The sequence below is a fragment of the Roseburia inulinivorans DSM 16841 genome, assembly GCF_000174195.1.
Classification (GTDB): Bacteria; Bacillota; Clostridia; order Lachnospirales; family Lachnospiraceae; genus Roseburia; species Roseburia inulinivorans.
This window is the reverse complement of sequence record NZ_ACFY01000170.1, coordinates 1-19815: the sequence shown is the minus strand read 5'-3', so window position 1 is coordinate 19815 and position 19815 is coordinate 1. Positions and strand designations below refer to the sequence as shown.

22 protein-coding genes and 2 pseudogenes are annotated in these 19815 nt (G+C 39.3%); 2 read left to right on the top strand and 22 right to left on the bottom strand.

Annotation, left to right across the window (positions count from 1 at the left end; genetic code table 11):
* Positions 1-25: 25 nt before the first annotated feature.
* The 16 genes and pseudogenes from ROSEINA2194_RS18550 to ROSEINA2194_RS18475 all read right to left on the bottom strand — a co-directional run bounded on the left by ROSEINA2194_RS18550 (position 26) and on the right by ROSEINA2194_RS18475 (position 14289).
* On the bottom strand, positions 26-367 hold the full coding sequence (locus ROSEINA2194_RS18550) for a PAS domain S-box protein (RefSeq protein WP_007890440.1): 342 nt from the start codon (positions 365-367) through the stop codon (positions 26-28).
* A 113-nt stretch (positions 368-480) separates the two neighbouring features.
* Positions 481-1234, bottom strand: a pseudogene (locus ROSEINA2194_RS18545) (NifB/NifX family molybdenum-iron cluster-binding protein).
* 154 nt (positions 1235-1388) lie between these two features.
* Positions 1389-2300 (bottom strand): nucleotidyl transferase AbiEii/AbiGii toxin family protein, encoded by a 912-nt coding sequence (locus tag ROSEINA2194_RS18540; RefSeq protein WP_007890438.1) that lies wholly within the window; start codon positions 2298-2300, stop codon positions 1389-1391.
* On the bottom strand, positions 2287-2904 hold the full coding sequence (locus ROSEINA2194_RS18535; protein WP_007890437.1) for a hypothetical protein: 618 nt from the start codon (positions 2902-2904) through the stop codon (positions 2287-2289). The genes ROSEINA2194_RS18540 and ROSEINA2194_RS18535 overlap by 14 nt, the downstream gene beginning before the upstream one ends.
* 536 nt (positions 2905-3440) lie before the next feature.
* Positions 3441-4238 (bottom strand): YhfC family intramembrane metalloprotease, encoded by a 798-nt coding sequence (locus tag ROSEINA2194_RS18530; RefSeq protein WP_227970502.1) that lies wholly within the window; start codon positions 4236-4238, stop codon positions 3441-3443.
* 19 nt (positions 4239-4257) lie between these two features.
* Positions 4258-4560, bottom strand: a complete 303-nt coding sequence (locus ROSEINA2194_RS18525) for a hypothetical protein (RefSeq protein ID WP_007890435.1) — start codon at positions 4558-4560, stop codon at positions 4258-4260.
* 9 nt (positions 4561-4569) lie between these two features.
* Positions 4570-4776, bottom strand: a complete 207-nt coding sequence (locus tag ROSEINA2194_RS18520; RefSeq protein WP_003865061.1) for a helix-turn-helix transcriptional regulator — start codon at positions 4774-4776, stop codon at positions 4570-4572.
* Positions 4773-5102, bottom strand: coding sequence for a DUF6442 family protein (locus tag ROSEINA2194_RS18515; protein WP_005608366.1), 330 nt, complete (start codon positions 5100-5102; stop codon positions 4773-4775). The genes ROSEINA2194_RS18520 and ROSEINA2194_RS18515 overlap by 4 nt, the downstream gene beginning before the upstream one ends.
* Positions 5103-5295: 193 nt before the next feature.
* Positions 5296-5535 (bottom strand): TnpV protein, encoded by a 240-nt coding sequence (locus tag ROSEINA2194_RS22415; protein WP_007890434.1) that lies wholly within the window; start codon positions 5533-5535, stop codon positions 5296-5298.
* Positions 5536-5550: 15 nt separating this feature from the next.
* Complete coding sequence (locus tag ROSEINA2194_RS21560; RefSeq protein WP_044928896.1) at positions 5551-5976, bottom strand: HAD domain-containing protein; 426 nt, start codon at positions 5974-5976, stop codon at positions 5551-5553.
* Positions 5977-6702: 726 nt separating this feature from the next.
* The gene (locus tag ROSEINA2194_RS18500) at positions 6703-7128 is read right to left on the bottom strand and encodes a hypothetical protein (RefSeq protein WP_007890432.1); all 426 of its coding nucleotides are present in this window, start codon (positions 7126-7128) and stop codon (positions 6703-6705) included.
* Between the two features lie 18 nt (positions 7129-7146).
* On the bottom strand, positions 7147-9639 hold the full coding sequence (locus ROSEINA2194_RS18495) for an ABC transporter permease (protein ID WP_007890431.1): 2493 nt from the start codon (positions 9637-9639) through the stop codon (positions 7147-7149).
* Positions 9640-9653: 14 nt separating this feature from the next.
* Positions 9654-10319, bottom strand: coding sequence for an ABC transporter ATP-binding protein (locus ROSEINA2194_RS18490; protein ID WP_007890430.1), 666 nt, complete (start codon positions 10317-10319; stop codon positions 9654-9656).
* 263 nt (positions 10320-10582) lie between these two features.
* Entirely contained in the window at positions 10583-12403 is a 1821-nt protein-coding gene (locus tag ROSEINA2194_RS18485; RefSeq protein WP_044928894.1) for an ABC transporter permease, read from the bottom strand.
* A 165-nt stretch (positions 12404-12568) separates the two neighbouring features.
* Complete coding sequence (locus tag ROSEINA2194_RS18480) at positions 12569-13600, bottom strand: sensor histidine kinase (RefSeq protein ID WP_007890427.1); 1032 nt, start codon at positions 13598-13600, stop codon at positions 12569-12571.
* Positions 13597-14289 (bottom strand): response regulator transcription factor, encoded by a 693-nt coding sequence (locus ROSEINA2194_RS18475; RefSeq protein WP_007890426.1) that lies wholly within the window; start codon positions 14287-14289, stop codon positions 13597-13599. The genes ROSEINA2194_RS18480 and ROSEINA2194_RS18475 overlap by 4 nt, the downstream gene beginning before the upstream one ends.
* Before the next feature lie 228 nt (positions 14290-14517).
* Here ROSEINA2194_RS18475 and ROSEINA2194_RS18470 point away from each other — a divergent pair.
* Both ROSEINA2194_RS18470 and ROSEINA2194_RS18465 read left to right on the top strand, forming a co-directional pair.
* Positions 14518-14754, top strand: a pseudogene (locus ROSEINA2194_RS18470) (helix-turn-helix transcriptional regulator); the annotation flags it as partial.
* Between the two features lie 358 nt (positions 14755-15112).
* On the top strand, positions 15113-15352 hold the full coding sequence (locus ROSEINA2194_RS18465; RefSeq protein ID WP_007890424.1) for a DUF6061 family protein: 240 nt from the start codon (positions 15113-15115) through the stop codon (positions 15350-15352).
* 314 nt (positions 15353-15666) lie between these two features.
* On the opposite strand, the gene ROSEINA2194_RS18460 is transcribed toward ROSEINA2194_RS18465, so the two are convergent.
* The 6 genes from ROSEINA2194_RS18460 to ROSEINA2194_RS18440 form a co-directional block, all read right to left on the bottom strand.
* Positions 15667-16293: a DUF3879 family protein gene (locus ROSEINA2194_RS18460; RefSeq protein WP_007890423.1), complete on the bottom strand. Its 627-nt coding sequence runs from the start codon at positions 16291-16293 to the stop codon at positions 15667-15669.
* A 135-nt stretch (positions 16294-16428) separates the two neighbouring features.
* Positions 16429-17028 (bottom strand): LytR/AlgR family response regulator transcription factor, encoded by a 600-nt coding sequence (locus ROSEINA2194_RS22410; RefSeq protein ID WP_007890422.1) that lies wholly within the window; start codon positions 17026-17028, stop codon positions 16429-16431.
* A 280-nt stretch (positions 17029-17308) separates the two neighbouring features.
* Complete coding sequence (locus ROSEINA2194_RS18450) at positions 17309-18751, bottom strand: hypothetical protein (RefSeq protein WP_015517468.1); 1443 nt, start codon at positions 18749-18751, stop codon at positions 17309-17311.
* A 72-nt stretch (positions 18752-18823) separates the two neighbouring features.
* On the bottom strand, positions 18824-19024 hold the full coding sequence (locus ROSEINA2194_RS23990) for a DUF6947 domain-containing protein (RefSeq protein ID WP_081453954.1): 201 nt from the start codon (positions 19022-19024) through the stop codon (positions 18824-18826).
* Positions 18987-19175, bottom strand: a complete 189-nt coding sequence (locus tag ROSEINA2194_RS21400; protein WP_044928892.1) for a hypothetical protein — start codon at positions 19173-19175, stop codon at positions 18987-18989. The genes ROSEINA2194_RS23990 and ROSEINA2194_RS21400 overlap by 38 nt, the downstream gene beginning before the upstream one ends.
* Positions 19176-19223: 48 nt before the next feature.
* Positions 19224-19815 (bottom strand): DUF3879 family protein (locus ROSEINA2194_RS18440; protein ID WP_007890419.1); only part of this gene is annotated, 592 nt, incomplete at its 5' end.

Below are 19815 nucleotides of genomic sequence, written 5' to 3'. Positions count from 1 at the left end.
TTTTCCCTTTACATATTCTTTCCATTCAAATATTTTCTGCTGACACATCCGTGGAAACCATGTTTCTTCCAAGAAGAGGAATCCGATATCCGTTTTTATGCCTCACAAACACTCTTTCTGTACGGACAACACCATCAATATTCGTTGCAAATAACGGACAACCTGTGATGCACAGATGATTTCCAAATTCATCAATGTGATTCAGTTTAGATTCCGAACACTCCAAACCTAACATTTCATCTGCCTGATAACCGGTTATCTGTTCTGCTCCCTTATTCCAGAATTTAATTTTTCGATGTATATCCACATAATACACACCATCCTGAATATTATCGAGTATACTTAAATATAATTCTTCCTTTGTCATTTTTCTTCACTTTCGTTTTTATTCTATACATAATGCTTTACATTTTCATTAATAATATTATACATTCCATTACCTTGACACATCCTTTCGTATTGTTATTTTTGCTATTCTTCTTAATGGCAGCTATGGCTTCCACATCCATGCTCACCACATGTATGTCCTTCCCCATGGTTGTGCTCATGGTGAGAACACTTCACATCCGGATTATAATCAAGTGTATCATTGATAAAAACTTCTACCGCTTTATCTGCATCTCCTGAAACTCCTCCGAAAAGCTTAATTCCTGCTGCCGCTAATGCGGTCTGGGCACCTCCTCCGATTCCGCCGCAAATCAAAACATCGGCATTTAAGGCATTAAGAACTCCTGCCAATGCACCATGTCCGCTTCCATTCGTATCTACTACTTCTGAATGTACCACTTTTCCTTCCTCTACATCGTAAATCTTAAATGTCTCTGTGTGTCCAAAGTGTTGGAAAATCTGTCCATTTTCATATGTTACTGCTATTCTCATGATACCTTCTCCTTTTTCTACTGCATATTTTTGGTAAATCTCCTGCTTATAACATCCTCCAAAGCTGCAGTCGTTGCTCTGACCGTCACAGATTCTGAAATCCCCGCCCTCAATTTTAAGCGGATGTCCATCAATGAGAGCATCTGCTATTTTCTTTCTGGCAATCTCGTAAATCCGTTGAACCGTCGTTCTTGCGATCTGCATAGATTCTGCACACTGCTCCTGACTATAACCTTTCTTGTCCAAAAGACGGATTGTCTCGTACTCATCTACCGTCAGAACAATGGGCGTTTTTTTTCTCAGCATCATCTGCCGGAAGAAATTCTAAAACATTTGGGAAATAGCAGACTTTTATGAATCACCTAATAGTATTACTTATTTTCATTATTTTTTATTTTGGGTGGAAAAATGGTGGATTTTCCACCATTAGGGTAAAGTCAACCTGTTCCTTTTATATATAAATGATGGCTACCATTACCTGACATTTTACAGTAATGATTATTTAATGTTTATTTTTTCTTATACAAAAACACCTCCGACTCCGCTACCACTGCAATACCATTTTCGATTGCATAATCATAACTGATATCTTCATACAATAATTTCTGGGTCACATTTCGATAATCAGGTTCATAAAATCGACTGGAAATTATCTCCTTTAACATTTCTGGAATATTATATTCCAGCTGAGCAGACGGATTGTTCTTTGAATGCATTCTATCTTTTCTAACAGTATCAATTAGCTCGTCCAGTTTCAAATCCATTTTTATTACCGGAAGTAATTTACAGATATCATATAAATGGCGCGAATCTCTATCCTGCATATTCTGGATGCGGTAATCACAGATTGCAAATATCTTATCAATGAATGTTCGCTCCAATGACTGTACATTCATAATAACTGTCGCTGCTTCAAACGGAATTGGAAGTGATATCCCATTATCTTTACAGAATTTTCCCACAAAACTTCCAACTTCATGTTTTTCAGCAGGGTATACTGTCTGATAGTAGCTGGTCTCCACTATAATTTCCATTGGTTTCTCTGAGAAAAGAGAATCATAGCTAAATACATACATATTGTAATCATATCTTGATTTAATTTGATCTGGATTTGTAAGCTCCATCCCTAATGATTTTGCAATTTCTACAATATGCTCTTTTGATGCCTTTCTCTCAGTCTGCGTCGGTTTTCGATTCATCGACAGATCAATATCTTCAGAAAACCGATCTATCAGATTATATGCTTTTGACAAAGAGGTTCCACCTTTGAACACAAACGGAAGATTAATCTTCGATAGTTCCAATAGAAACATTGATTGCACCGTATCCTTCTCAACCATAAGTTCAGCTCTTTTACATTCGCGAGCCACTGCCTCTATGATTTCTTTCCATTCATTCCTATATTCGCTATACCAGCTCACCCATCAGTCCTCCTTGATAAATATTCCGGTACACCCGATCCGGGAATAACGCAATGTATCTTTTTACAATAGAAAAATCCACATTTAGGATATTTACAAATTCTTTTAGTTTCATTCTCAATAAATTACCTGAAATCTCACTGTATTTATCGATGGTGGTCATCAGATCTAAGAACTGCAGAGCTGTCTGATTTTCCTTTGTTATTTCGGTAATAGGTTTATAAACAATCAGATTTCTACCATCAATGCAAAGTTTTCTCTGTTTTGTAGTTGCTTCATTTGAACACACCTCTATGCAGGCCGGTGTTTGAGTCGTAAATCCATACATATTTGCAAGCTGAATTCCGGTAATATATCCAGTCACTCTGCCATTGGACTTAATAAATTTTTTATCCACATATTTGTCTATTGACATCTTCCCTTTAGTCCCCAGGATTGTTGTATACGATAAATAATAGACTCCATTAAATAAACGCTCTAATTTTCCGTCATCTACAAGCTTTTTCATTTCCTGACGAACGTAGTCTCTGGAATCTCCTGGAAGCTCTGACAAAAAGATTGGCTCATCTTTTTCGTAATTTTTTAATATATAGTCATATAACATACGCTTTACCTCACATATTTGAAATTTTATATTTCATTATTATACTACATATTATGCACTTGTCAAATGAATTTCATTCATCTATTTGGTTCTATAATGAAAAAAGCGGCAATGAAACTATCTTCATTACCGCTAAAAATGAGCGTCTCCTATAGGAATCGAACCTACAATAGAGTCTTAGGAGCTCGAGATACCACTGTAAATACATACAATGATTAGTCAACCTAAGTCAAGGAAATCCTTGGTTTTCCTAACTATTCTGTTACTCCCTGTCAAAATAAGCAAACCTGTTTTCATCTCTGTAAAGCACCTTTCGGTGCTCGTCCGGTGCTCGGAGCACCCGGAGGATATAACCATTCCGTTCCATCGAGTTCACTCAGTTAGCCACCATTACGATTCAGCTTCGTAACAATGATCACTTGGTTTTCTTATTAGATTAACTATATTATAACGTGCTGTAGGTCGGATGTCGATGTTTTTTTGACCATATTTATTGTTTTATATGTTACTTCTCTATTAGTTCTGCAAACTGGAATTCACAGTTCTTCCATCCTTCCCATCTTCAACGCCATAACAAGAGTTCCGGCTGCCATCACAAAGACACCAATTTCAATCACATAGATGGGAAGAAACGCCGGACCTGCCACGGCAAAGAAGTCCACGATAAAATGAATCCCATATGCAAGAACCGCTGTAAAAGCCGCTGTCCTGCATTTGCCTGCCTTTACCGCCCGATAGATCAGCAGTGACAACCCGATATGCAGAATGATGGCACTGATTCTTTCGATTCCGCTTACAAAAAAGAGTGGTGCCGGTGTTGTCCATAGGGCCGACAGCTGTGACACGGTCTGGTTTGCAGACTCAGCAGGAAGTGCCGCCAGCGTATTCTGCATGGCTCCGCTGTTGATCATCAGCATGGACACAAGATTGCTGATTCCGGAGAGTCCTCCGAGCAGAATGGCCTCCACACCGCCATGCCCGATTCCATACATCAGTGCATTTGGAAAATCCAGCCATTTCTTCATCCAGAACTTCATGGCAATCAGTCTTCCGGTCTCTTCAAAAACCGCTGCAGCCAAAGCCGCGTACACATAGTAAAGCCATGGCCTGCTCTGTGCGTTCAGTCCGCAGAACTGAATGACAAGAACATGCAGCAGCTGCTCCAACAGCATGGCAAACAGCAGATAGGTTCCTGCTCCGATAAAGAACGAGGAAATCCTTGCCTTAAGCTTCACCCTTCCTGCAATGAACAAAGCAATCGGTACCCCCATCGAGAGGACAACGGAACAGATAACTCCCGCTATCGCCAGACCTGATATTGTGTTCAATTCCATCTTTATACCTCCCTGATTCTTAAAAAATTCCTTTATTGTATTTGAACTGTCCATACAATATAAAGCCTAATCCAACAATAACTGCTGGAAGAATGATATAATCTATAATTATTTCACTCCAAAACGAAACAATAAAACCTAATACAAGAGATATTCCTATAATCAGCGTTCCTGTGCCGACTGTTTTTCCATACTTTGGTATATCTTCTTCCTTTACTTTTCGCCTGTTATAAGAGTGAATTGTGCTGATATTGCCTTTGATATTTACAATTCCCACAACAGATACGAACACTCCCAAAATCAACATTATAATATTTTCCATAATGACCTCCTAAAAATAGAATAGTTCCTCAAATTTTTTGTCCAATGCAATACAAAGAATTAGAGCCAATTTTGCAGTTGGATTAAACTGTCCTGTTTCAATAGAACTAATGGTATTTCTTGATACCCCTACCATTTCTGCAAGCTGAGCTTGAGAAAGATTTGCTTCTGTGCGAACTTCCTTTAAGTGATTTTTCAGTTGTAATTGTTCTTTCATATTCTCACCTCTAAAAGATGGCTAACAAATCCAACAAATGCCAAAATGGAAAGCACAAAAAACAGAACGGTCAAGACCAAATCACTCTTTCGCTTCATTTTGATAAAACGAACTAACCATTGTGTTGCAATAATGCTGAAGTATATAACCCACGGACTGTAAATCATAGTATGAGCAAGCACAGAAGATAACAGCGAAAGCAAACAACACACTAAAGCACCAACTCTGCTTGCGTGACTTCCGGCTTGATATACCACTTCCATTTCAGCCAAGTCCTTATTGCGATGTTCTTTTCTGCTTGCATTTAAGATTTCGTCCTTTTTCATAAAAACACCTCCATGACAAGTTTTCTTTGCATATTTTAATTATATATATACCAAGTTTTCTTGTCAATAGAGTTCATAAAAAAGTTACAACCGATATAATAGGTAACTTTTCTACCACTTCGATTATACTCGCAACTTAATGACTTCTTGAATACTTGCCGAAAAAGAAAAACTGCCATCGGTTTGACAGCAGTTAGGAATACACAATATCATTCAATACAATCTCATCGGCACAGGCTCGAATGTTATTCATCAATCCTATCCATCTCATCATATCCGTTGCTTTCAGTTCTTCCGTTACACCTTGCTTTGTTCCATTAGCCACATTGATAAGTCCTTGTAAACAATCTTTACTCATATACATATCCTCAATCGCCATAGTTGCTGCTACCTGTTGAATTTTTCTATTGTTTTCTGTATTTTCTACTTTCATCTTTTTATCCTTTCCTTACCAAAACCCTACCTTACTGTCTACCAATCTTAAATGGGGGATATCTTTCGATGAATATTCCTTAATATCGTCATCTACTACGACGTATTCCTTTATAGAGGGATGTTCTTTCAAATAATCCCTGACAGCATAATCCCTATATCGATTATCACACACTTTCCCTACAATGCGAATGCCATAACGGTCCAGTTGTGCCTCTAATTCTTTTATTTGTGGCGTATTTTTCTCATTGTGAGATGAGATAAAGCCATTCTTCCAAGAGGAAATCAAAATAATACGAGCTTCTCTATATTTTTCACAAAAACGGCGAATACAATCACTGCTGAGAGTAAATTGTGAACTGCATTTTTTCTTATCCAAACGTTCCATTTCAATTTCAACTTCTTTTTCATCCGAATCTCTGATATCCGTCTTTTCTGTCAATGACATTTCCTCCTTTTCCCTGAACGAAAAAAATCGCCCAGACTAGAATTTTTAATCTAATCTGAGCGATACTTCGTCAGGCCTGTTTTCTTCAAGCAAGAAAACCATTTTTACATTCATTGACAACCTAAATCTTATCCTACACTTTAGTTATCTCCATTGGGTGCTTGGATAGATTTAGTTCTCGGTGCCCGTTTTGTCTTTTCGGTGCTCGCAAGCATCATAAAATAAAAAATGCAACAATGAATTTTCACGATCATTGTTGCAAAAAATCGATGTTCCCAGCGGGAATCGAACCCACAACTAGCGCTTAGGAGTTCAAGTCCCCGTTGGAAACCTATATTATTTTGAGTTAAGATAAGTCAATGAAATCATTGATTTTTCTACCCTTCCTGTAAATCCATGTCAAAATAAGAAAACTGAAAATCATCTAAGTTAAGCACCTCTCGCTGACAAATGAGTGACATTGTCACCCTGAGGGTTCAACCATTCCGTTCCTACGAATTCATATTTATGGCTACCATTCTCATTTAGCAATGCAGTAATGATAACACTGTTTTCTTATTAGATTGCTTATATTATAACGTGTACGAGGTCGGATGTCGATTGTTTTTTGACCATTATTTACTTCTATTTGCTTTAACTTAAAAAGCCGTAAGCTAATGCTCCCAGCTTTACATTTTTTATTCCATCAGTTTTACAAATTGAAGTTGTCTTTCTGCTTATTTACTCAACATCAAATTCAGCCGCCAAATAATGCGGTGTTCCGTCCTTTGCCTTCATTTCTAATACTACACGATAGGTTCCCGCCTCCAAGCGAGTTCCATAATAATCATATTTTTGAACAATACTTCCCTGCAAGCCCGTACTGTCTCCACCCAATGAGAATTCTAAATTATTAAAGGGAAATATATCCTGCGAATATGTCAAACGATACCATTGCCCGTCAATGTGGCGTTCGAGATACTCAAAGCCAGGACTACCATCCTCACCGAAGGAATAGATTTCTTTAGAATTCGCAGTAACAGCCCAGCGAATAGTATATCCCTTAAACGGAGACCATGTGGGCTTTTCAATGGTCAATTCAAAGCCGTCAACCTGATTGACAGGATAAGAGACTGGTTCTCCAAGAGTAATCAAAAATAAACACATTTTGCTATTTGATTAAACTCACTCTGTCAACCGCAATCGCTCCACAACTGGAAGGTTAACGTCAGTTTTGTAGACCCATATAGGCACAATAAGGCAGATTAGCAACACCAGTCCAGACACCAGCACCAGTGGGATAAATGGATAGGAGAAAACAGCATAATAGGCCACCTTGCTAAAGATCATATATAGCAAGATGAAGATTGCTGTTCCAATGGTGACTGCAAGGGAAAGGGAAATGCCCCAATAATAGAAACCTTCCATAAGTAGCATTTGTTTGATTTGTCGCTTTGTCATTCCAATGCTTTCAAGAATAGCTAATTCATAGCGCCGAGTATTTACATTGACAACCATTGTATTGACAAAGTTCATGACACCAACCAGTAGCAGGATCACGGACAACCCTGTTCCTAAAACCTTTGCTGTAATGAGATATTCCTGCATTTCTTCTCGCCGTTCATATCGGGATATAATATCAATGTTAGCTTGTGATGCGGTGATTTGCTTTAATTCTTGCAGTATACTTTCGTCATGTTGACCATCCGTATCAAAGGCCACGCGGAACACTCTATATTGCGGAAAGAGTTCTTTCAAAGCTGTTTGACTAATATACAAATCAGGAGCCGTCCCTCTCTCATTGCCTCCTCCTGCTCGAAACCCTTCATTCAAATAACCGTTCGCTACAATAAAGGAATGCTGTCCGTTCTGCGTCTGGATTGTTATTTCCTGCCCCGGCTGAATAAGGTCTTCTACTGTTTTGGACAGCAGCACAACCTTTCCTTGTTCAAAGGCAGACGTGTCAATAGGCAAGTTTAAGGTTTTATTGATTTCTTCCAAATATGCACTGTCAATTCCAAAAACCCCGCTAAAAAAGTTTTGCTGATAATTTTCTAATTTTGCCGGATCAGAAAAATCAATGCCGTTTACTCCGTCTAATGACGCAAGAAACTCGTGAAATACAGCATCGTCATATACAACATCTGCTGCTACTTGAGGATAAGGTGCATAGGTCAACCTCAAATTCTCAATGCCGTCAAGCTGACCAATCTCTGAAACCATTTCGCTGGAAATTAAATCTTCTCTTTCGTGGATACTATATGTGAGTGCAAAATCGCTTACTCCCCATTGGCTCACATAATTCTCCGGGCTTAAACCATGTAATAGCCCTGTGACGACAAGGAACAAGGAAAGGCCGAAAAAAAGCGATGCAAAAACAAGGGTTGTACTCTTAGCATTACGAAAGACATTGTTCCATGCCATTCTGGACAACTTCATTTTGCTACAATTTCTGGCGCTGCTCTTTGTGCTGGCTGCTGTATATTGGAGTGCTGCTATTGGTGAAACATTTCCGGCAATTTTGGCGGGCTTCATGCTTGCAATCATAACGGTAATGAACGTAAATATGGCCGCTCCTATGAAAATAAACGGCGAAAAAGATACTTTTGTTCCCACATCAGAATTTGTTGAATACATCATATTCAGGAAGTAAGGAACAATGCCAAAGGAAACAACCGCACCAAGTAACAGACCAATCGGAATACCAATACAAGAGATTCTGATTGCCTGCTTATAGATAATTCTCTTTATCTGCCTTTGGGTCGTTCCAATCGTTTTAAGACGGCCATAGAATTGCACATCTTTTACGACAGAGACATAAAGAATATTATAAATCAGCAGATAGCCGCTAAAGGATATAAAAACTGCTAAAATTATTACAGCTAAAATAATAGTTCCACCATTTGCCTGTTCTAATGGTACAATTTCAAATGTTTGCCCTTCTGTAAAGTCAATCTCACGCCGCAATCTTTCACAGTTTTTGTCAGCATTATCATTGCCTTGAAAACGGATCATTGCCGTAACACTATTATCCAGTGATACATTTAAGCTATCCTTAAAAGCGGATGAAACATAAACATAACCACGATTATTTGTGCGCATTGGAATGTAGTCCGTATAGTAGCCCGACAGCAAAAAGGTGTCTGAGACATAATTATAGCTATCGCCAATTTGGTACGACAACACAATCTCCATCCCTATTTGCGGATCAGAAATGCCCATCTGTTCAAGCACCCATGTAGGTAGCATAATTTCGTTTTTACTTGATGGGTAATTTCCTACAACACTTGATATAGTAGGCAGACGGTGGGTTCCCCACTCGGTATCATCTATCCAAACTATACCTAATCTCGCATTTTGCAGTTGCTCTGTATCAACACTGCCTAAACGCTGCTGTATACCTACGTCAAGGACAAGGTTTGATTTTGAAATTTCAACCAACTGATTTTCTGTGACATTTGTGATTCCGACATCAGCGGTAGTTCCCATTAACCGAATTTGTTGCATTTGGTAGGTTTCAAAGTAACTAAAACCAATACTGAATGTCGCAGTTATCATAAATGCAGTTAGCACAAGAGCAATGATTGCAAATAAATTACGCTGCCGTTCACGATGCAAACTACGCTTTGCCAGCTTCTTTTCAATGTCACTGGTATCATTTTCAAAAGGCCATGTCATAGCTTGCCACCTCCTTATTCCACAATCTTGCCGTCCTCAATGCGGACAATCCGATCTGCAAGGCGGGCAATGTCGTCATTGTGCGTAATCATCACAACAGTTTGCCGGAACTCTGCACTGGTGCGCTTGATAAGTCCCAGCACCTCGGCGCTGGTCTTGCTGTCAAGGTTACCGGTTGGCTCATCGGCCAGCACAATAGCCGGTTTGGTAATCAGAGCGCGGGCAATCGCCACACGCTGCTGCTGTCCGCCGGATAGATTGTTCGGCATATTTTTCAGTTTATCTTCCAGCCCCAGTAGATGAACAATTTCGTCCAAAAACTTCTGATCCACCGTGTCCCCGTCCAACTCCACCGGCAGGACAATGTTCTCATACACATTCAGGATGGGAACAAGGTTATAGTTCTGGAAGATAAAGCCGATGTTGCGGCGGCGAAAGATGGTAAGCTGCTCGTCGTTCTTCTTTGCCAGTTCTTCGCCTCGGACAATCACGGTTCCGCTGGTGGGAGTGTCCAACCCGCCCATCATGTGAAGCAGGGTGGACTTGCCGCTACCAGAGGTTCCCACAACAGCCACAAACTCGCCGTCCTCCACGGAGAAATTTACGCCGTCAAGGGCGCGGGTAATGTTCGGTTCTGTACCGTAATACTTTTTCAGGTCAATCGTCTGTAAAACGCTCATATTCAAAACTCCTTTCAAGGCTTCCTACCTGTTGATAAGTGTATTGTAAAACCCAAATGTCCGCGAAATGTTACAGCGGCCCAAAAATTTCATTGAAAATCGGTGTGAAATGTTACAGCGCTCGGACATTTCAAAAATTTTTTTGAGAAATGGTGAAAAAAGCGGGGCAGCACTCGCCGCCCCGCCGATTCCATACGATTATACTGTCACTTTGATTTGTTCAACAAGAGATTTCATTTTAACGAAACTTTAGTTACATTGATTCACTCAATCGCTTTAATACGCTCTACTACAGACTGCTTCGCTAAAATGTGTCTTTGATACACTGTTACTACTATATGAACCACAAAAACAAGCACGAAATACAGGAGTAGAAACGGCCACGGGAAGCGATAGGAAATATAGGATAATCCGGGTATTTCTGCGATCTTGTTGCATAAAAGGAACCCCAGCGGTATGCCTACCACACAACTCCCTATTAAACTACCAAAAAAATAAATCCTGTTTTCTGCACTCTGTGTTTGATAAATTTGTACTTTCGTCATACCAGCGGCCTCTAACAGCGCATAGTCATGGCGGCGTATAACGGTGTTTGTAATGCAAGTATTAAGCAAATTGACAAAAGCAAACAAACATATCAACACTATCACTGCTGTAACAACAATTTTGGCGTTATAAAAATACGCCTGATATTCAGATAAATCATCCGCAAATATGGAAGTATTTATACGGTTATCCGAAGCCACCAGTGCCTTAATTTCCTCAACAGCCTGTTTCGTTTGCATATCTTCAGTACAAATGTACCATGCCAGATCACAATTTATTTCTGCTAAAAAGTCCAGATATTCAGGGGTCGTATAGAATACGCTACCTTTGTCCTTATTTTCGATGAAACCACATACTGAAAAATCAATTTCTTTTGTAGACATTCCCGTATTTACTGATGCGGAAAAATGATCTCCCAAACTCAGGGAAAGACCTGTTTTTTCATAGTAAGGAGAGGCACGATTTATCACAATCGGAATAGTGCTGTTTGTATTTGGAGAATAAGGCATATCACCCTCAACCAGTTGGGTTTCAAAACTGGTTGTGCCGACAATACTATTGATGGATAGTTCATATCTATTCTCAGGTTGACCGGGAACGACGATCTCACAATCTAATTTTTTGGATGGATAAATTTCTGTTACACCAGAGATATTTTCAATCTGCGCTTTCAATTCCTCCGTAAAAGGACTATCTTTCATCAGTTCAAGAGTAGCGTTTTCGGCAGCTGTTGAGTTCAGTTTAAGATAAATGCTGCTGTTTTCATAATACGGTTGCCGGACAAGCTCTTTTATATCAATAGCCGAAACTACCGAAAAGACTACAAATACAAGGACTCCGCTCAACACAAGGGATAGCAGCGTATAAAATGCCTTTTTACGGTTACTGAAAAAGTATTTTTTTGCCAAACCATTAGGATTGATACGACTGCTTTTTTTGAAAATTTTAGCTGATTTTATTTCCTCTGTCCTCAATGCCGCCATAGGGGATAAAGACGCAGCCAGTTTTGCCGGTGTACGGAATGACCAAAAAACAATGAACCATACAAAAGCACCGGAAAGCAATGTGCAGGCCACACTGGGCACCAAATATAATTTCAAGGGTAATACACAATTAAAAAGAAAACCCAATAGCAAACCGCCTAAAATATACTTCCAAGATAACTGTTTTCGCTCGTTATGAATGACTGCTTTGATCTGTCGGTAGGTCGCTCCCACAGTCCTCAACTGTGCAAATTCTCGTGTGTGCTGTAATATGGAAATATACATGATATTTTTAATAGCGATTCCTGCTGTGAGTAGCAGAACAATAGCAATCCCCAAAATTACACTAAGTATTTCCTGTGTGTTATCGACACGAGAGATTATCTGTGTATCTATTGTGGCATTACAAAGTAAGATAGTCGAAAATGCTAACAATAGAGAGGCAATAAACATGATAATCCCTGCGAGGAAATTTCGTTGTTTATTTGCGGATAGACTTTGCGTCGCTAATTTTTTCTCCACTTTGTGAGTATCATTTTCAAAAGGCCATGTCATAGTTGTATCACCTCCATATTTGATAAGGGTATTGTAAAACCTAAATGTCCGCGAAATGTTACAGCGGCCAAAAAATTTCATTGAAAATCGAGGTGAAATGTTACAACGCTCGGACATTTCAAAAAAATTTACGGCAGGCAGCCGGAAATGGCCGTCCGCCGCGTTCTATTTTGTCGGCAGCATAATGGAAAATTCTGAACCCTTGCCCGGCTCCGAAACCACTTTGATATAGCCGCCTTGCCGCGTTACGATCTCGCGGGCCAGATACAGGCCAATGCCCACGCCCTGCTGTTCGTGTACTTCTTCCTCACGATAGAAGCGCCGGAAGATGGCAGCCTGATTGCTTTCGGAAATGCCCTTGCCGGTGTCGGTCACTTTGACCTCCACATACATTTCCCACAGCACCACTGACACGGCGATTTTCCCGCCTGCCGGGGTGTACTTCACCGCATTGTCCAGCAGGTTAAAGAGGGCTTCGGATGTCCACTTGCTGTCATGGAAAACGGTCAAATCCTCCGGGCAGTCCACGGACACAGCGATTTCCTTTTTCTCCGCTGCATACACAATCCCACTCATGGCCTGCGCCACGGTATCAAAGAGGCGACCCGGTTTCTTATCCAACTGGATCACGCCCGTTTCCAGCCGTGAGGTTTTCACAAGGGCCTGAAAGAGAAAGTCCAGCTTATCCGTCTGGCTGCGGATTCCCCGGATAAAGTCGGTGCGCTCCGCCTCGGTCATGGGCTTTTCCAGCAGGGTGTCCGTCGCCATTTTCAGATTGCTTACCGGCGTTTTCACCTGATGGGAAATATCCGATACAAGGGTCTGTAACTCCTGCCGTTCCTCGTCCACCCGGCGGCGGTTCTCCTGCATGATCTGGTAAAGCCTTGCCAGCCGGTGTCCGATTCTGGCAAGCTGGGTTTCGCTGTCCTCTGGCCGCTGGGGCGCTTCATTTCCGGCAATCATGTGGTCTAAGGTCTGGCACAGGTCAGCGGTAAACTGTGATAACCGTTTTCCAAACGCCTGCGTCAGTACAAAAATCCCTACAAGGGCGCACAACAGCAGCGCCCCGCCCGTCAGCAGCACCGCCGTCTGTTTTGTCACAAGAAAAAGGGCTATGGTGATCCCGGACATGGAGAGGGCAAGCCCTATTGCCACCCGGCCAAACAGCCGCTTTACCGAGAGGTTTTGAAACTTCATTTTGCCTCGCCTCCCGTCCATTGATAGCCCATGCCGTAAACGGTCTTGATGTAGGGCGCGCCGCCATCGGATTCAATCTTGCTGCGAATCCGGCTGATAGAAGTTGTCAGGGTGTGTTCGTCTACAAACCTTTCGTCTATATCCCACAGCTTTTCCAAAAGCTGCCCACGGGTCAGCACTTGCCGGGGATTTTTGCGGAACAGGTTCAGCATTTTGTACTCCATCGGGGATAGGGTCAGGGGCTTGCCATTTAAGGAAGCCGTCTGTTCCGAGAAGTCCAGAAACAGCCGCCCGTCGTCGTAAATGTCCTTGGCCGGTTTGTGGTGTTCCAGCATGGCGAACATGGCTTTGATTTTCCGCTGCAAGGCCCCGATCACAAAGGGCTTTGTGATGTAGTCCACCGCGCCCACCTCATAGCCCCGTATCTGGTCGCTCTCCTGATCGTTGGCGGTCAGGAAAATCACGATGGTATCCGGGTGCTGGGGCTTTATCAGCTTGCACAGTTCAAAACCGTTCCCGTCCGGCAGGTTGATGTCCAGCAGCACTAAATTAAATTCCCGCTGGCGGATGGCTTCGGCTGCGGTTCTGGCATTTAGGGCAGAAGTCACGCCGTAGCCGTCTGCGGTCAGGTTATAGGCCAACATCTTATTCAAAAAACTGTCGTCCTCGACAATTAAAATCTGCTTCATATCCTCACTTCCTTTGCTTTTTGCAGATAGTATAACAGGCAAATGTCCGTGAAATGTTACAGCGGACGAATTTTTGAAAAAATTATTTCTTCATAAATTATATAGCCTGTTGGCTTTTACATAAAGATTTTACAAGTGAATAGTGAAATGAAATACTACCTTACATAAAGTTTCATTACATTCTCATAATCCAACCCGAAATGTACAATGATATAGGGTGATATGAGAATGAACCAAGATGAAAGAAGGTTTGACTTTCACGGCCTCGGGGCAGCTCTCAAAAGAGCCAGAGAAGAAAAGGGCTGGACACAAGCCTACGTTGCGGAATTAGTAGACCGTGACTCCCGTACCATTATGAATATTGAGAACAAAGGTCATTATCCCAGCTTCGACCTTTTTGTTAAACTCATTACGATGTTTGACGTTTCAGTTGACCAGTTTATTCATGCGGACGGAGGTTCCAGAATAAGGGCCTCTGTTTTTTTGCGCCATTTTAGGGGCTGTCGCTAAGTGGCAAGCAATAACAAACCCAATCATATTGTTTCTCCTTACAAACCGCATTAAAACCATAATGAGACACATTCTTGTATTTCCCAAAATCGAGATTTACTAATCCTACAAATTTCGATTGAGCTTTCCCTTATTGTTTCCCTTGTGTTATATCGTCCCGTCAGTGTTTACGAACTCTGATAAGGGCAAATACAAGGGCAAGAAAAATCTATAAAACAGTATAACACAAAATAAAAGTGACATGGTGAACTGATTGAAATGCTTCTGATTTTTGTAACAAATGACTGATTGAATGATAAGGAGATTCTATACGATGAGAACAATATTTGCAGAATACAATCCACACAGAAACAGCATTGATATTTATACTTCTGCTGGTTATATGCTCCGCATTGACTGTTGGGAAGCCGAAAAGGATTTAAAAACCACACCCGGATCAGACTGTGCATTGAACGCACTTGCCATTGATAAACCGCTTGAATATGCAAAATTATATCTTGATGGAACAATGCAGATATGGGTAGATGCAGAAGATTCATTAGAACTATGGTGATTTTTTCAACAGCACTAAGGTTAATTTTTCCAATCTCATTTATTGAGAATCGTCTTTTTACCGTGCATATATATTCAATATCTTTTTATCTATTATAATGAAATCAAGGGCTGGTCTAATGCCAGCCCTACAAAAATGAAAATTCACATAGAAAATAAATTTACAATTTTTCCAATATAAATCTGTTATCAACAAATACTAACATAATTTATATTATCGTATCTATTGATATGATATGTATTTCAAAGAGTTACCAGAAGTTTTTGAAAAGTTTTCAACTTCTTCCCTTGTGTTATTATCTAAATCTCCTAATTTTATACTGATACATCAATAGAATTACGAACTAACCTATTACCATTTTTGACAAGAGTAGATTCCACTGATTCTCTTTTGACATTATCAAGAATGCTTGTATCAAACTTTTGTCCCGGTTTCCAATTTGGATTAGCTGATTTCACTGCTGCATACATAGCAGATCTATACTGTCCTTCGTATTGCTCTAAAGTCCATGTGCCGCTTAACCGTTTGTCTTTGCTTACACTTAACTGATAATCTTTGAAAATATCCGAACGCTTCGTTGTATCACCATTTGAAAGACCGTTTTCCTGAATAAATTCCCTCTTCACATTATCAAACATCTTTTGACGATATTCCTCAGATACACTTGTGAGTTGCTGCCACGATGTACCTTTGCCGGTAACATCCATTCCTGCCACTCCATTTGCATTCAGCAAATCACCTTCTGAATCAAATTGCTTCATCAGATTATTAATAATGGTATCTCTTCCACCGAATGTTTCATATATCATTCTTTCTTCTGATGACATCATGGCTTCATTTTGCATAATACCTGATAACCAGCCCTTTTCTTTCAAAGCCTTATATTGTTTACTATTTGTGTTGATGCCATTATAGGTATTGCCTAATCCGCTGATATTCATTGACATATAAAACCTCCGTGTAAATACATTCTAAATCCGTTTGAATTAACTCTATGCTATATAGTATAGATCGTCATAAATCTCCAAAAAATAAAGGAACCCACTTTATTAAGTATTTTTGTTTTTAGCATATTTCTAAAGCACAGAATACCATTGTCTGTTCATACGATCAGCTTCATACTGGTATGTAATCAACTGGTTCATGTCCTTTAAGCCGCTCTTTCCATATAAAATGCTTAAAGTCATATCTGGCACATTGTTCCATCCTCTGGTTGAAATAGTTGAAATCAGGTCATGTATCCAATTCTTCATTTGCTGCTTAAACTCTTTCGGAACTTTTCCGGAACTTTCAACTGCACTATCCGGCAGTTGATTCAGAAGTTCCAATATCTGCAATTCCAGTTTATCATATTCCAATGGTTTACATAGAAATGAAAATGCATGAACTTCGTTAATGACCTGCATACAATATTCTTCATAACTCGTAATATACACTAATTTCACATCTGGAAATTTTTCTTTCAATTTTCTCCCCAGTTTAATACCATTCAGTTCTTCCATCGAAATATCTAAAATTCCGATATCAATACGACTGATATTTTCAAGCATTTGATTTGCAGACATAAATTTCTCTATATGATAAGCAATCTTTTGACTTGTAAAAATCTTATGCAGCATATTCACTGCACACTCAAGATCTGCTATATCGTCATCACAAACAGCAATTTCCAGCATATTACTCACCTTCTTCCTATCTTCCTACTATATCGGTAATTTTTATTTTTCCATTAAATAAATATAAAGTACTCTGCATATTATCTAAATAGGCTCTAAATAAATATCATATATATAGAAAATGTGCCATCATCTTGACGGCACATTTCCTATATTTTCCCCCCAAATTATATTGCTACAGTATAGAATACCATTGTCTGTCCATACTATCAGCTTCATACTGATATGTAATCAACTGATTCATGTCTTTTAAACCCGCCATTTCTATTAGGTTCTATCATTATATTATAGTTTTCATATTTTTATAGTATCCTGCATTATCCATAACACTATTATTGCCAGATGTACCCACAGTACTTACCTCAGAGTCCGAAATATTATACCCTGCCTTAAATGCAAGAATATCCTCCAATCCATATTGATTTTTATAATCCGTCAGCATATAGATATTATCTCGTATTTCCTCATATTTCGCATTGGCTTCCTGGGAGTTCATTATTTTACACATTTTCTCTGGAAGTCCGGTAATCTTCCCATTGTCATCTACGTTTATATCGTCAAATGAATACTGTCCATTTGTTGCTTTCTGAATGAACTGTTCCACTTCATAGTAAGCATTTACTAATCTATATTGTGTGTTAGAAATATCTGCTGTCTGAATATATTTTTCCCACATATCATCAGCAAAATTTTCCGATATCATATTTTTTATCTGTTCTTTGTTTTCTTCTGTAATGTCCCCGTTAATCGTAATAGTTCCAGATACATCTATTTCAATTTTCCATGATGTATCTGGCAGTTCAATTCCTTTTTCATTTGCTATTCTTTCTATTTCTGCATAAAAATCGTTTTTTATATAATTCGACTTCTCTGCTCTCTCATAATCAGATAAATTGGCAAATATTTTCACATATGCCATTTCCGACACACTTAACTGCTCCCCCTTTTTCATCTTATTTAATAATTCTTCTACACTATCCGTTCCCGAATATTTTTCATCTTCCGGCAACGCTTCAAATTGCATCTGATGTAATTTGTCAATTTCGCTTTGATATGTTTTTTCATATTTCTGCTTTATTGCATTTTTTTCTTCTGAATTATCTGCATTTGCTATTTCTTGTGAGTGCTGCACATTACTACTTGAAGTATCCCTGTTTTTCGTTTCCGTAATTTTTATTCTATAGGAACCTTCCCCGGAATCCGATGTCATATTGGAATTTTCTACTCTGATCACATAATCTGATGTAACGCAGTCCCAATTAGGTACCGTAAGCTGTTTATTACCATGTCCATCATCTGTCGCTATTCCAATCTGATTGCCATATAAATCGTACAATACTAAATTATATGCCTGACTATTCTTGCTTTCCAATGAAATCGTTATCTCTGAAGATATACCCATTTTAGAGTAAAAACTTTTTTGCGGATAAGAAAAAGAATAGTAATCTACATCATATTTTGAATCGATTGTTCCCTCTAAATAACTTTCATTATTATGCAACAATGTTCCTATATCATATGTACTGTAATAGCGATCTACCTGATCATCGTATTTCGTATGCTGATGATAACTATCATTCTTATTTGTTTTGGCATTTTCTATTAACACCGTTTGCTCATTTAATTCTTTCATCGGCGATTTAAAACTTTTTGCTGCATTTCCTGTCTCATATATTTTACTATCTACTATTCCGCCACCTATATAATGTACATAGTGTCCCATCTTATCGTCACCTCTTGGAATCCACGGATGGTATAAAAATACCATCCGTAATTTATTTATCTTTCTAAATATTTAGCCCACTATTATTCCGAAAGGAACTAAATAATCCAATGTCATCTGTGTCATTGTAGTGCAACTAGCATTTACATAAGAAATACCACTTACCCAATGTACTGTAACAGATGTTGCATAGTTTCCATCAATTGATCCTGATGGTGGATTATTGTCAACCAAGTCACTCCACCAACCTGCTGGTTGTTGATTTTCCTCCATTAATAGCATTCAGCTTAGTAGTTGTCTTACTATAAAAACTTGAAGCTGCAAATACTGGTGTTACAAAAAGCAAACAAACCATCATACTTACAACAACTGCCATAAACGTTTTTCTTGAAACCGTCTTTTTAGCTTTTTCTGATATTCTCATATTAGCAACCTCCTTCAAAAATGAAATATATTCCACATAAAAAACATACTATATTTTTATATCTACTGATTTCTTGCCACTCTCAACAGACTCTCTGGTAATGCCATCCAATGCACCAGCCGGTATTGGTTTACCAGCTCTCCATGTAGGATCAGCGGCTTTTGCTGCTTCTGCAAATGCCTGTCTGTATTGATGTTCATATTGTTCCATTGTCCAGCCTGCTGATAAGCGGTCATCCTTATCCATTTTTCTGTATAAATTGTTATATACACTCTCCCTTTTGGTAGTATCACCATTTAAAGTACCGTTTTCATTTAAGAATTCTTTCTTTGCCAGTTCAAACATTTCTTCCCGGCTACTCTCTGGAATAGAAATGATATGTTTATAACTGTTTCTGTTCTCATCCGTTACCGCAAGTCCTGTTAATCCGGTATTCGGATCAATCCAGTCTCCATTTTTGTCATATTGGCTCATCAGGTTCTTAATTGCCTGAACATTCGTAAACATTGCACCGTTTCCATTCTTCATCATCTCACTCAATGCTGCTTTATACTTTTTACTGTTTGTGTCAATCCCTGCTGCTTTTAATTGTTTCTGTACAGAGCTGCTGTTCATTTGGGACAACTGAATATTGTTGACT